This window comes from Streptomyces sp. NBC_00104 (assembly GCF_045160825.1).
Lineage (GTDB): Bacteria > Actinomycetota > Actinomycetes > Streptomycetales > Streptomycetaceae > Streptomyces.
This window is the reverse complement of sequence record NZ_CP108215.1, coordinates 5,891,327-5,904,065: the sequence shown is the minus strand read 5'-3', so window position 1 is coordinate 5,904,065 and position 12,739 is coordinate 5,891,327. Positions and strand designations below refer to the sequence as shown.

13 protein-coding genes and 1 pseudogene are annotated in these 12,739 nt (G+C 72.3%); 9 read left to right on the top strand and 5 right to left on the bottom strand.

Annotated elements, in window-relative coordinates; genetic code table 11:
- Positions 1-123: 123 nt before the first annotated feature.
- Entirely contained in the window at positions 124-1,224 is a 1,101-nt protein-coding gene (locus OG272_RS26030) for a hypothetical protein (protein WP_405894993.1), read from the top strand.
- 174 nt (positions 1,225-1,398) lie between these two features.
- On the opposite strand, the gene OG272_RS26025 is transcribed toward OG272_RS26030, so the two are convergent.
- Entirely contained in the window at positions 1,399-1,875 is a 477-nt protein-coding gene (locus OG272_RS26025) for a MarR family transcriptional regulator (protein ID WP_326580268.1), read from the bottom strand.
- Between the two features lie 159 nt (positions 1,876-2,034).
- Between OG272_RS26025 and OG272_RS26020 the strand changes: the two genes are divergently transcribed.
- Complete coding sequence (locus tag OG272_RS26020; RefSeq protein ID WP_405894992.1) at positions 2,035-3,321, top strand: cytochrome P450; 1,287 nt, start codon at positions 2,035-2,037, stop codon at positions 3,319-3,321.
- Between the two features lie 32 nt (positions 3,322-3,353).
- Positions 3,354-3,554: a ferredoxin gene (locus OG272_RS26015; protein ID WP_326585709.1), complete on the top strand. Its 201-nt coding sequence runs from the start codon at positions 3,354-3,356 to the stop codon at positions 3,552-3,554.
- 60 nt (positions 3,555-3,614) lie between these two features.
- On the opposite strand, the gene OG272_RS26010 is transcribed toward OG272_RS26015, so the two are convergent.
- Entirely contained in the window at positions 3,615-4,316 is a 702-nt protein-coding gene (locus OG272_RS26010) for a helix-turn-helix domain-containing protein (RefSeq protein WP_327728667.1), read from the bottom strand.
- A 233-nt stretch (positions 4,317-4,549) separates the two neighbouring features.
- Here OG272_RS26010 and OG272_RS26005 point away from each other — a divergent pair, with 233 nt between their 5' ends.
- Together OG272_RS26005 and OG272_RS26000 are read left to right on the top strand one after the other, a co-directional pair.
- Positions 4,550-5,728, top strand: coding sequence for a cytochrome P450 (locus OG272_RS26005; RefSeq protein WP_327728668.1), 1,179 nt, complete (start codon positions 4,550-4,552; stop codon positions 5,726-5,728).
- A gap of 300 nt (positions 5,729-6,028) precedes the next feature.
- On the top strand, positions 6,029-7,249 hold the full coding sequence (locus tag OG272_RS26000) for an alpha/beta hydrolase (protein WP_327728669.1): 1,221 nt from the start codon (positions 6,029-6,031) through the stop codon (positions 7,247-7,249).
- 226 nt (positions 7,250-7,475) lie between these two features.
- On the opposite strand, the gene OG272_RS25995 is transcribed toward OG272_RS26000, so the two are convergent.
- Positions 7,476-8,249, bottom strand: a complete 774-nt coding sequence (locus OG272_RS25995; RefSeq protein ID WP_405894989.1) for a dienelactone hydrolase family protein — start codon at positions 8,247-8,249, stop codon at positions 7,476-7,478.
- Positions 8,250-8,378: 129 nt separating this feature from the next.
- Between OG272_RS25995 and OG272_RS25990 the strand changes: the two genes are divergently transcribed.
- On the top strand, positions 8,379-9,044 hold the full coding sequence (locus OG272_RS25990; protein ID WP_327728670.1) for a TetR family transcriptional regulator: 666 nt from the start codon (positions 8,379-8,381) through the stop codon (positions 9,042-9,044).
- A 90-nt stretch (positions 9,045-9,134) separates the two neighbouring features.
- Here OG272_RS25990 and OG272_RS25985 read toward each other — a convergent pair whose 3' ends face one another.
- Positions 9,135-9,734, bottom strand: coding sequence for a hypothetical protein (locus tag OG272_RS25985; RefSeq protein WP_405894988.1), 600 nt, complete (start codon positions 9,732-9,734; stop codon positions 9,135-9,137).
- Positions 9,735-9,896: 162 nt separating this feature from the next.
- Between OG272_RS25985 and OG272_RS25980 the strand changes: the two genes are divergently transcribed.
- The 3 genes and pseudogenes from OG272_RS25980 (at position 9,897) to OG272_RS25970 (ending at position 10,967) form a co-directional block, all read left to right on the top strand.
- Entirely contained in the window at positions 9,897-10,085 is a 189-nt protein-coding gene (locus OG272_RS25980) for a hypothetical protein (RefSeq protein WP_326580282.1), read from the top strand.
- Between the two features lie 109 nt (positions 10,086-10,194).
- Positions 10,195-10,489: pseudogene (locus tag OG272_RS25975) on the top strand (dihydrofolate reductase); the annotation flags it as partial.
- A gap of 265 nt (positions 10,490-10,754) precedes the next feature.
- The gene (locus OG272_RS25970) at positions 10,755-10,967 is read left to right on the top strand and encodes a hypothetical protein (protein WP_326580284.1); all 213 of its coding nucleotides are present in this window, start codon (positions 10,755-10,757) and stop codon (positions 10,965-10,967) included.
- Positions 10,968-11,265: 298 nt separating this feature from the next.
- Here OG272_RS25970 and argG read toward each other — a convergent pair whose 3' ends face one another.
- Positions 11,266-12,717, bottom strand: coding sequence for an argininosuccinate synthase (gene argG / locus OG272_RS25965; protein ID WP_326580286.1), 1,452 nt, complete (start codon positions 12,715-12,717; stop codon positions 11,266-11,268).
- Positions 12,718-12,739: the final 22 nt, after the last annotated feature.

Here is a 12,739-nt window from a genome sequence, read left to right as displayed (position 1 = left end):
TGCACACAGCCCTGAGAATGGCTCGTTAGCGTTGCTGACCGCTCGATCCGCTCGATCCCACGTGCGAACGTGACCGGGCCGCGGCCCGGCGGGTCGACGGCATGCCAACACAGGAAGACCTCGATGGACTACTGCTCCTCATGTCGCCGACATCTCAACGGCGCCCTCGTGTGCCCCGGCTGCGGCGCCTACGCGCCCGACATAGCCCCGACCACGATCGACAGCCGCGTCGCCCCGTCCCGGTCGGCCGGGACGACGACCGGGTCGGTGATGATCCCGCTGCCTCCGACGACACCGGCCGCACCGGTGCCGGCGGCGACCTGGGAGTACGGGGTGCGGGCGGGCGACGGTTGGCACGACGCGGCGCCGGTGGAGGGATTCCCGGCGGACGGGGCGCCGATGGAGGGGTTCCCGGCGGACGGGTCTCCGACGAAGGGGCTCCCGACGGTAGGGGCGATGTCCGGCAACGGGTACATCGACGCAGACGCCGACCTGGACGTGGACGTTGACGTGGACGTGGACGTCGAAGGTGTTCCGGTGGCGCCGCAGGGGCGGGCCGCGCGGCGGCGCCAGTTGGCGCGGTGGAAGAAGAACCAGCGCCGGGCCGTGGTCGCGACCGCCGTCGCGCTGGTCGGCGGCGGGCTGACCGTCATGGGGATGGACCGGCAGTCCACCGACCGCACCCAGGCGGCCACGGCCCCGGACGCCGAGAGCCTGGGCTCCGTCGAGGAACAGGGCTCGCAGCGCGGCCGTACGCCGGCGACGGAGACCGACGACGCCAAGCGCACCTCGGACACCCCCACGACATGGTCCCCGTCCGGCGACACCTCGCGCGACCGCTCCGCCGCGGACAAGCCGAACGCCCGTGCGGACCACCCCAACTCCCCCCGTACGGCCTCGGCCACGCCGCCCGCTCAGGGGTCGCGGTCCGGCTCCTCCGGCACCGGCAGGACGGGCACCGACGCCGCCACCGGCACCGGCACCCCGACGGACGAGACGACCACGCCCCCGGCCACGGACGACTCCGGCTCCGCGGGCGACACGGGCAAGGGCACCGGCTCGGACACGGGCACCGGCACCGGCACCGGCTCGGGAAGCGGCAACGACTCCGGCTCGGACACGGGCTCGGGCACCGGCTCGGACACGTCGGACGGTTCGGGCTCCGACACGGCGACGACGTCACCTTCGGGGCTCTGCCTGCTCGGGATCGTGTGCGTGAACTGACGTAGGACCGGACGCATGCGGGCTGACCGTCGCTCCGGCGGTCAGCCCGTCCCCGTCCCGTCGGCGGTCAGCCCCTCCCCGAGCCGTCGGCGGTCATCCCTTCCCCCGAGCCGTCGGCGCTCGCCCGTCAGCCGTCAGCGCTCGCCCGTCAGCCGTCGCCAGCGGCCTTCGCCGTCAGTGTTCGTCGGCCATCGGGCGTGGCCAAGAACGTCCGCTGACGCGTTCGATGTCGGTGTTGAACTGCTCCAGGTCGGCGACGAAGCGCTGGAGGCGTTCGGCGGGCCAGTCGGCGATGACGCCGGTGAGGCCGGCGACGAACTCCTCGCGCTGCTCGGCCAGACGCGTCGACCCCTTGTCGGTGACACGGAACTTGCGGGCCACTCCCCCGTCGGGGTCGAGGGTCCGCTCCACCAGGCCGTCCCGCAGGAGCGCCGAGGTCTGCCGGGTGAACGTGGACGCGTTGAACCCGAACGCCTCCACGAAGTCCGGGATGGACATGGGCCCTTGGGCCTCCAGCCTGCTGAGCAGCACATAGGCGCTGCGGTCCAGGGCACCGCCGTCGCGGACACCACGGGGCGTCGACGTCTCGCGGTTCCGCGTCAGGATCAGCAGCTCCCGTTCGATGCGCTCCCCCGCCTCTCGGGCATCCACCGGTCTCCTCCTGGCTGTGCGGCCTCCATGGGCCCCTCACCCTACGTCGAGATTGCGCCATGCAGGGAGAGTGCATGATGCACCATTGATGCATGATGCACTACCTGTGTAGCGTGCATTTCCGTCTCCCTCCCCTCCCCCCCACCAGGAGATGCCGCGATGAGCCAGGTCGAGACGAGCAGGAACAACCAGGACAACCAGGACCGGACCGGCACGGGCCCGGACGACGAGGTGGTCCGGCTGCCGATGACCAGCGACGGCCCCCTGGACCCGCCCGCCGCGTGGGAGCGGCTGCGGGCGCGGTGCCCGGTGGCCACGGTCGAGCTGCCGAGCGGCGACCGGGCGACGTTCGTGAGCCGTTACGACGACGTCCGCGCCCTCCTCTCCGATCCCCGTTTCTCCCGTCCGCGCGCCGGGGACGACACCGCGCGGCTCTCCGCCGACGGCGCAGGCGGTGTCGCGGCCGACGCGTCCCCCGAGTACACGCTGGCGATCCCGGAGACCGGCGAGCCCCATCTGCGCTGGCGGCGCCAGGTCGGCCGGTACTTCACCGCGAAACGCATGGCGGCCCTGCGCCCCGGCATGGCGAGGGTCGCCGAGTCCCTGCTCGACGACATGATCGAGCGCGGGCAGCCCGCCGACCTCAAGGCGGCCCTCGGCTTCCCGCTCCCGGTCTACGTCATCTGCGACCTGCTCGGCGCCCCGGCCGAGGACCGCGACCGCTTCTCGCACTGGTCCGACGCGTTCCTGAACGTCAGCCGCTTCTCGAAGGAGGAGACGGGGGCGGCGTTCACGGAGTTCGCGCGGTACATGTCCGACCTCGTCGCGGCGAAGCGTGCCGCGCCGGGCGAGGACCTGCTCAGCATGCTGATCGCGGAGAGCACCGCGCTGCCGGAGGCCGAACGGCTCACCGACGCCGAACTCCGCGCCACCGGCATGGGGTTGCTGGTGGCCGGCCACGAGACCACCGCGAACATGATCGGCAAGATGGCCGCACTGCTGCTGGCGGACCGGAGCCGGTGGGAGCAGCTGCTCGCCGATCCCTCCCTCGTCCGTACGGCGGTGGAGGAGGTACTGCGTTTCGACGCCAACCTCGGTGGTTTCGGGATGCGGCGCTATCTGAGCGAGGACGTGGACCTCGACGGGGAACTGCTGCCCGGCGGCACCACGGTGTTCTGCGGCATGTCCTCCGCCAACCGGGACGACCGCGTGTTCACGTCCCCCGCCGAGATGGACCTGACCCGCAGCCCCAACCCCCACCTCACGTTCGGTGCCGGGCCCCACTCCTGCCTCGGCCAGGCCCTCGCCCGCACCGAGCTCCAGGTCGTCCTCGACGTCCTCCTCCGCAAACTCCCCACCCTCGAACTCGCCGTACCCGTAGACGAGTTGCGCAAGGTCGAAGGCCTCCTCGTCGGCGGCCTGCGCGAGGTGCCGGTGCGCTGGTGAAGAAGGGAGGTCTGGTGAAGAAGGGAGGCCTGATGAAGGTCCACATCGACGAGACGAAATGCTGCGGCGCCGGCCAATGCGTCCTGATCGCCCCCGAGGTCTTCGACCAACGCGACGAGGACGGCATCGTCGTACTCCTCGACGCGACCCCGCCCCCGCCGCACCACCCGGCCGTCCGCGAGGCGGCGGCGGTCTGCCCGGCGGCGGCGATCACCGTCGACGACGAGGCGTGAAAGGCGTGAGAGGTGTGAGAGGCGTGAGCCATCGGCCCGCCGGTGCGTGAGTCGGTCCCCTCATCCCCTCGCCGCCCGATGCGGCCCCAACTCCGCCAGCACCTCACCGAGTTGCTCGGCGGTGAGGGGCGGCTCGGGCAGGGGTGGCGATGGTGTGGCCGTGGACCGGGGCGGGCGGAGGCTGTCGAGGAGGAGGGCGAGAGGGCGGCGCCAGGCGTCGGGGGTGGTCGCGGCGGTGAGGGCGGGGACGGCGCGGCCGAGGGCGGCGAGGGCGAAGAGGACGTCCTCGGTGGTGACGTCCGCACGGACCGTCCCCTCGTCGCGGCCGCGCCCCAGCAGGAACTCCACGGTGCGCCGATTGTGCGCGTGCACGTCCTCCAGGACGTCGACACCCCGCACATGCGTGGTCATGAGGTCGTTCGTGCCCCGGTCCGCCGCCAGTGTGTCGAAGACCGCCCCGAGGTATTCGTTCAGCCCGGTCCAGGCGTCCGGCGCGTTCCGGACCCGGTCCCCGACGGCCATCGTGCCCGTGAGCTGGTCGTGGAAGACGGCGTCGATGAGGGTGGCACGGCTCGGGAAGTGCCGGTAGAGGGTCGCGTTCCCCACCCCCGCCCGGCGCGCGATCACATCCAGCGGCGCTTCCAGGCCCTGCTCGGTGAACACCTCGTGGGCCGCCGCCACCAGCAGCTCCCAGTTGCGCTGCGCGTCACGCCGCCGTGGCGGCGGTGTCGCACGGCCCGCACGGCCCGCACCGACGGTCATCCTGATCCTCCGCGATAAGCGGGGACTGCTCCCCGGCGTCGATGCCCCGATGTTATCGTCGAGCGACAAAACGGGGACCACTCCCCGAATAGCTCCCGCACGGCTGACGGGCCGGAACCGGTGACCCCCGGCCCACCCCCGGCCCACCGACGGCCCACCACCCACGGCCGCCACGAAACAGCCGCCGCTCCCTCTCTCCCTCCCTCCGCGAACCGAAAGGCGACGACCGGACCATGCGAGCACCCACGCTGGACGAATTGGCCCCCGCCGGCCACGACTTCGCGACCGACCCCTACCCGGTCTACGCGGCTCTGCGCGCGAAGGGCCCCGTGCACCGGGTGCATCTCCCGCAGACGGGTGACTGCTGGCTGGTGGTGGGCCGGGACGCCGCGCGGGCCGCGCTGACGGACGCCCGGCTGAGCAACGACATCCGCCACTCCGCCTGGGACACCGACGGCGGCCACGCCATCGGCGTCAACATGCTCCAGAGCGACCCGCCGCAGCACAGCCGCCTGCGCCGGTCGGTCGCCGCGCACTTCACGCCCGCCCGGACGGCGGCCTTACGCCCCCGGATCGAGGAGATGGCGACCGACCTGCTGGCGGAACTGCCCGCCGAGGGCACGGCCGACCTGGTGAGCCGGTACGCGCTGCCGCTCCCGGTGGCCGTGATCTGCGAGATCCTCGGCATCCCCGACACCGACCGGGACGTCTTCCACGACTGGTCGACTGAGCTGGTGATGCCGACGTCACCGGAGGCGGCGGCAGGAGCGGCCGCGGCACTCACCGACTACCTGACGGACCTGATAGCCCGAAAACGCGCGATGCCGGACGAGACCCTGCTGAGCGAACTGGCGGCGACGGACACCGAGTCCCTCTCCCCCGAAGAACTCCTGGGCATGGCCTTCCTGATCCTGGTCGCGGGCCACGAGACGACGGTCAACCTCATCTCGGCGACCGTCCACAGCCTGCTCACCCACCCCGACCAACTGGCTTCCCTGCGCGCGGACTTCACCCTCACGGGGGCGGCGATCGAGGAATCCCTCCGCTACAACTCCCCCGTCCACGGAACGGTGTTGCGCTTCGCCGCCGAACCCCTGGTCCTCGCGGACACCCCCGTCTCCCCCGGCGACGCCGTCCAGGTCTCCCTGGCCGCGGCCTCCCGGGACCCCGCCCACTTCCCGTCCCCGGACCGCTTCGACCTCACCCGCCGCCCCACCTCCCACCTGGCCTTCGGCCACGGCCTCCACCACTGCCTCGGCGCCCCCCTGGCCCGCACCGAAGCCACCATCGCCCTACGCCTCCTCCTCCGACACCACCCCCACCTCGCCCTCGCCACCACCCCGTCCGCCCTCACCTGGCGCACCAGCACCCTCCTGAGAGGCCTGCCCGAACTGCCGGTCCGCCTGGGGTGATCGCCGTGACACCTGGGCCCCGGCGACAGCCCGCTGCGCACGCCGGAGGAAGCTTGGCCCAGTGTCGTTACCCCCCAACTTTCAAGGAGACGACCGGAGATGACGAAGTGGCCGGCGCGTAGGGCGATGTTGCGTGGTGGGCTGGGCGGAGGGCTGGCTCTGGCCGGGGTCGGGGCCGGAGGCCGGAGTGCCTGGGCGGCTGTCGGTGGGCAGGGGCGTGGTGGGTCGGTCGGCGGGGGCGGGGAGGTGTATGTGCCGATCGCGGTCGGGGCCGGGGGCGGGCCCGTCGGGAGTGATCGGGTGCATGTGCTGAAGGTGGGGCCGCGGGACGCGGGGACCGTGGTGGTGTTGGTGCCGGGGATGTTCGGGGCGGCGAACGACTTCCGGCTGATGGCTCGGGATCTGGTGGCCTCGGTGCCCGGGATTCAGGTGTGGGCCGTCGACCGGCGCGAGGAGAACCTCGCCGACCGAAGTGGGTTCGGGGGCGGGAGCGGGGACCCCGTCGGGTACTACCTCGACGGGCGGTATCGGTCCCTGGAGCCCGCCGCCGCCGGGTTCATCGGGCGGTGGGGGCTGGAGCGTGCCCTCGACGACCTGCGGTGCGTCGTGCTCGCCGCTCGCGCGGGCGGGCGGCGGCGGGTCGTGCTCGGCGGGCACTCCTGGGGTGCGACCACCGCGTCGGCGTACGCGGCCTGGGACTTCGACGGACGGCCCGGGTACCGGGATCTCGCGGGGCTGGCGGTCCTCGACGGGGGCGTGCGCGGGGCGTTCGAGGGGACCGGGGCGCCCGTGCAGGACTCGCCGGAGGAGGTCCGGGACCGGCTCGCGGCGATCGCCGGCGGGCGGGTGTTCGACATGACGCTCAGCGGGGTCGGACTGGGCAGCCGGGCGGAGAGCACCCAGATCTGGTACCAGCTCGCCGGGTGGTACGCCCATCACGACCCCCGGGGGCGGTCCGTACTGCAGGACCGGGTGCCCGAGGCACTGCGGGTGCCGTTCCCGGTGACGAACGCCGCGCTCCTCGGCTCCTTCGTCGACGCCGGCTTCGGCTGGCCGAACGACATCAGCGTCCACTCCGGGCACCTCGCCGCCGAAGCCGACGCCGACGCCGGTGGCGTACGGGGGTGGGTCGACGACGGGATCACACCGATCGGGCGGGTCGCCGAGGCGTACGCGGGGCCCGTGCCCGGGGTGTGGGAGTGGTACTGGCCCGCCCGGCTCTCCGTCGACCTGGACGTCAGCGACGCCTACGCCGACACCGACCTCGCCCGGTCCCTCGGGCTGCGCCTGCGCCACGCCCCCGGGCTCGACATACCCCTCTACGCCTTCCAGACCAGCTACTCCAAGGGCACCGTCGTGGAGAGCGCCCGACGCGTCGTCGCCGAGTCCCGCATCCCGTACGCCGCGTACGAGTCCGACGAGGGCATGAACCACCTCGACCCGCTCTTCGCCGCCACGGCCCACAACACGGCCACGCGCACCCTGGCGGAGTTCTTGGGGAGGGTGGTCGGCGGGCGGTGACACCCGCTCGGTGACCGCGGTGGGGCCGCGCACGACAACCACGGCGTGCGCGGCCCCGGCTCAGTACCCCTGGCCGTCCGTACCCGTGCCGTCAGTGCCCATGCCGGTCAGTGCCCGTGCCGTCAGTGCCCATGCCGGTCAGTGCCCGTGCCGTCAGTGCCCATGCCGGTCAGTGCCCCCGGCTCGCCCGTACCCGCGGCCCGCCCGTACCCGCGGCCCGTCCCCCTCAGAGGTTGCGCGCCAGCAGATCCAGCAGGGCCGTCCAGTGGCGTTCCGTCGCCTCGGGGCTGTGCATGGCGGTGTCGGCCTGGGTGAAGCCGTGGTGGGCGCCCGCGTAGACCTCGCCGCGGTGGCGGACGCCCGCGGCGGTGAGGCTCCGGTCGAGGCGGCCGATCTGGTCGGCGGGGTTGGTGGAGTCGTTGTCCGCGTGCCCGAAGTACAGCTCGGCGGTGATGCGGTCGGCGAGGAGATGGGGGCTGTCCGGCGCGTCGGTCGCGAGGTACGCGCCGTGGAACCCGGCCGCCGCGGCCACCCGCTCCGGGTACGTCCCTGCCGTCCGCAGCGCCAGCCCCGCCCCCATGCAGTAGCCGGTGACGCCGGCCGGGCCGCCGTTCGTCAGGGGCGAGGCCGCCAGCCAGTCCAGGTAGTCCCCCGCGTCCCGCATCGCCGCCTCCGGCGTCAGCCCCCGTGTCGCCGGGCGGATCTGCTCGATGATCTCCGGCCGCTCCGCCGGGTTGATGAACGCGGGCAGCTCCACCAGGGGCGCCCGCCCGCCGCGGTACAGCACGTTCGGCAGCAGGACCACGTATCCCGCCGCCGCCAGCCGCTCCGCCATCCCCTTGAGATGCGGGCGCACCCCGAACGCGTCCATGTAGAGGAGGACGGCGGGGTGCGGCCCGCCTTCGGCCGGGTGGAAGACATGCGCGTCGACGGTCCCGTCGGGGGTGGGGATGTCTGTCGCGAAGGTCTGTACGGAGGTGGAGGGCAGGGCGGAGGTCATGGGCTCTTTTCCTGGTGCGAAGGGCGAGTTGGCCAGCAAAAGCAGAATCCAGAGGTGGAACTGAGTGTCACGCTAGCCACCGAGCGCCATACCCGCAAGCGAGGGTCGGCCGGGAGGTAGCATCGGGGAGTGAGCGAAGAGAGCGGAGCGGCACGTACGGGCGCGAAGGGCGCGGCGAACTCGGCGAGCGCGGCGTCCGGGAGAAGGACGGACCCGGCCCGGACGAACACCAGGGACATCGCGCGGGCCGCCGTACGGGCCCAACTCGCCCAGGTCGCCTTCGAGTTGTTCCTTCGCGACGGCTTCGACAAGGTGACGCTCGACGACCTGGCGACCGCCGCCGGGGTGTCCCGGAGCACGTTCCTGCGCTACTTCGGCACCAAGGAGGACGCCGTACTCGGCGCCTTCGACGCGCACGGCGCCTGGGTCGCCGACGCACTGCGCGCCCGCCCCGCCGACGAGGACGACTGGACGGCGCTGCGGCGGGCGCTGGACACGGTCATCCAGCGGTACCACCATGACCCGGTCGGTTCCCTCGCCACCGCCCAGCTCGTCCGGGACACCCCCGCGCTCTGCGCACGCCAGCTGGAGAAGCAGCACGGCTGGCGGCCCTCGCTGGCCCAGGCCCTGGCCGAACGCCACGGCTCCTCGGACGCCCCGGCCCTCGCCGACACCGTACGGGCCGCCGCCGCCATCGACTGCCTCAACATCGCCCTCGACCACTGGACCGAATCCGACGGCGACCTCGACCTCGTCACCCTCCTGGACGAGGCCTTCGAGACGCTGGCGCGTTAGCGGGGACCGGGGCGGGGCCGGGGCTGGGGAGGCCCGGAGACCGGGGAACCGGGGAACCGGCAGCAGGGTGGTGCGGGCCCGCGCCCCGCGTCAGGAGTAGACCATCGGGCAGCCGCGGCGGATCGAGTGCTGGGCGGCGCGCAGGTACAGGGCGACGTAGAAGGCCGTGTCGAGGTCGTCGGCCCAGGGGCCCGGCCGGGTCGCGGCCAGCTCCTTCGCCTTTCCGTCCAGGAACCACATGGTCAGGCCGAGGTTGTCGCCCATCTCCGGGGTCTCGGGCGGCAGTTCGACGGCCGCCGCCAGCCGCTCCGCGAGGGCCAGCACCCGAGGAGCGCCGGCGACCATGGTCGGCTCCGTGTCGCCCGCGTCGTAGCCGGACTCGACGTCCAGCCAGATGTCCTCCTCCAGCGGCATCGGCACCAACACCGTCCAGCCGCAGAGGGTTTCCGCCTCCGCGCGCGTGAGGACGGCGTCGCACAGCCTGGCGAACCCGTCCATCGGCGGGACCAGCTTCTCCTCGAAGGCCGGCCCCGATCCACGGACGAAGGCCGTCTCCCCGGGCACCGGCGTATAGGCCGGCAGCCCCCGCCGCCGCAGCTCCTCGTTCAACGCCGCGGCCAGGTGCCCCCGCCCCTCCTCGTCCTCACGGAACCAGTCCTCCGCGCCGACGCTCACCAGATAGATACCCATGGCCTGAAACGTACTGCGCGCTACTGACACCAACGGGGGTGTAGCCGGCTACACCCCCGTTCCGGGAGAGCACTCCCTCGTGGCGAACGCCGCCGAACGGGATCGTTGAAGCACGAGGTCAAGCGGACCTCCCCGGCTCATCTCCGCGAAAGGACACCTCCCATGAAGGCCCTGCTCGGCTCGAAGCCCGTCCTGTGGTTCCTGTTCCTGTTCAACCTCGCCGTCGCCGCGGTCGCTCCCTTCGCCGTCGACGGCGCCCAGGGCATAGCCACCGCCGTCGGTATGGGCGTCGTCTCGCTCGGCGCGGGCGCCGGCCTCCTGCGCGGTCGGGGACAGCGGCAGCGCGCCTGAGCGGGGTTTCCGCCGCGCCGATGAGTTCGAGCGGCGCGCCCGGTCTCTGTGTACGAGGTGTATGAGGTCCGCCGAGTACGTCGTGCCGATGATGGCGTCCATCGGCGCGCTCGTGGTCGGGCGGCACGTGTTCGACATTCGACATGACCAACGGCTGGGAGGGGACGCCCCCGGCGGGCGAGCACATCGTCGTCGTGTCGCACCGGCCCAGGCCGGAGGGGTGGCACCCGGAGGCGCCGTTCCACTTCGTCGACGGTGTCGCCGAGGGGATCGCGAAGGCCAGGGAACTCGCCGGGGACCGCAACGTCGGCGTGGCGGCGGGCGACGTCGGCGGCCAGGCCTTCGCGCACGGCCTGATCGACGAGGTGGCGATGGACGTCGTCCCCGTCGTCTCCGGCTCCGGCTCCGGCTCCGGCTCCGGCTCCGGCTCCGGCAAGCGAGCCCGGAAACCGACCATCACACGATCGAGCTACTCGACCTCATACGCACTCCTTGGCAAGCAGCGCATACCCCCACACGGTGATCCAGGGAGACCGTGTCCTCCACCTGCGCTACCGGGTACGGCGCAAGGTGTGCTGTCCCGTGGCGCACACGGTGGACGCGCCGCCCTCGTCCCCGTCGAGCCGCCTGAGAGTATGGCGCGGACCATCACACGAAGAGGGGTCGAGCATGCTCGTGCTCATACTGTCCGCCGTCATCCTGCTCGTCATCGGCGGTTGCGTCTGCGTCTTCTGGGCAGCTCGGGGCGACGCCCCGCGCTGGGTACGCGGCGTGGCCACCGCGACCCTGGTCGGCGGCGAACTGACCCGCCGGGCGAGCCGCAAGTCCCGCACCCAGCAGAACGGCCAGGACAGCTCGGCCGTGAGCGGTTCGGACAGCTAGGGCAGCGGGGAAACGCCGATCCGCCAGTTTCCCCGGACCGGACCGGACCGGACGGGACTTGACCGCCGCGCCGCGCAACTCCTGAGTCGTCCCGGCAGTCGTTCTCGACGACGGGTCCGTCCGACCGACGGTTTCAGGGGATCCAAGGGGGCGCGCATGGTGGCCGTACGCCGCCTGATCGGCCACCCCTCCGACGAGGTCGGGTCGACCGTCCTCTCCCAGGGGCCGGACCCATGCGGAAGGCCGGCTCGACAGGGGGATGTCGAGCCGGCCTTTCGCGCGTGCGGTCCGTGGACGATCAGTCCGTGCCGAACTCCATCGCGGCACGGTCCAGCAGCTCGTCGTCGTCGGAGCCGGTGATCGCGCCGCGGGAGGCGATGGCCTCGGCGCCGCCCTCGGGGAGCTGGCCGATGAGACCGGTCGCGGCGGCCTGGGCCGCGCCGATCGCGGGGCTGCCGGAGCCGAGGAGGCCGAGCACGGAGTACTGCTCCAGCTTGGCGCGGGAGTCGGCGATGTCGAGGTTGCGCATGGTCAGCTGGCCGATGCGGTCGACGGGGCCGAAGGCGGCGTCCTCGGTGCGCTCCATGGAGAGCTTGTCCGGGTGGTAGCTGAACTGGGGGCCGGTGGTGTCGAGGATCGAGTAGTCCTCGCCACGCCGCAGCCGCAGGGTGACCTCGCCGGTGATCGCGGAGCCGACCCAGCGCTGGAGCGACTCCCGGATCATCAGGGCCTGCGGGTCCAGCCAGCGGCCCTCGTACATCAGCCGGCCGAGACGACGGCCCTCGGAGTAGTACTGCGCGAGGGTGTCCTCGTTGTGGATGGCGTTCACGAGGCGCTCGTACGCGGCGTGCAGGAGGGCCATGCCGGGGGCCTCGTAGATGCCGCGGCTCTTGGCCTCGATGATGCGGTTCTCGATCTGGTCGGACATGCCGAGACCGTGGCGGCCGCCGATGGCGTTGGCCTCCATCACCAGGTCGACGGCGGAGGCGAACTCCTTGCCGTTGATCGTCACCGGGCGGCCCTGGTCGAAGCCGATCGTCACGTCCTCGGTGACGATCTCGACCTCGGGGTCCCAGAACCGGACGCCCATGATCGGCTCGACGGTCTCCAGGCTCGTGTCCAGGTGCTCCAGCGTCTTGGCCTCGTGGGTGGCGCCCCAGATGTTGGCGTCGGTGGAGTACGCCTTCTCCGTGCTGTCCCGGTAGGGCAGCTGGTGGGCCACCAGCCACTCGGACATCTCCTTGCGGCCGCCGAGCTCGGTGACGAAGTCGGCGTCCAGCCAGGGCTTGTAGATCCTGAGGTGCGGGTTGGCGAGCAGACCGTAGCGGTAGAACCGCTCGATGTCGTTGCCCTTGAAGGTCGAGCCGTCGCCCCAGATCTGGACGTCGTCCTCCAGCATCGCCCGGACCAGCAGCGTGCCCGTGACGGCACGGCCGAGGGGGGTCGTGTTGAAGTACGCCCGCCCGCCCGAGCGGATGTGGAACGCGCCGCAGGTCAGCGCGGCCAGGCCCTCCTCGACCAGCGCGGCCCGGCAGTCGACCAGGCGCGCGATCTCGGCACCGTAGGTCTTCGCGCGGCCGGGCACCGAGGCGATGTCGGGCTCGTCGTACTGGCCGATGTCAGCCGTGTAGGTGCACGGGACAGCACCCTTGTCGCGCATCCACGCGACGGCGACCGAGGTGTCGAGCCCGCCCGAGAAGGCGATGCCGACGCGCTCGCCGGCCGGAAGAGAGGTGAGGACCTTGGACATAGAAATATTATGCATGCCAATG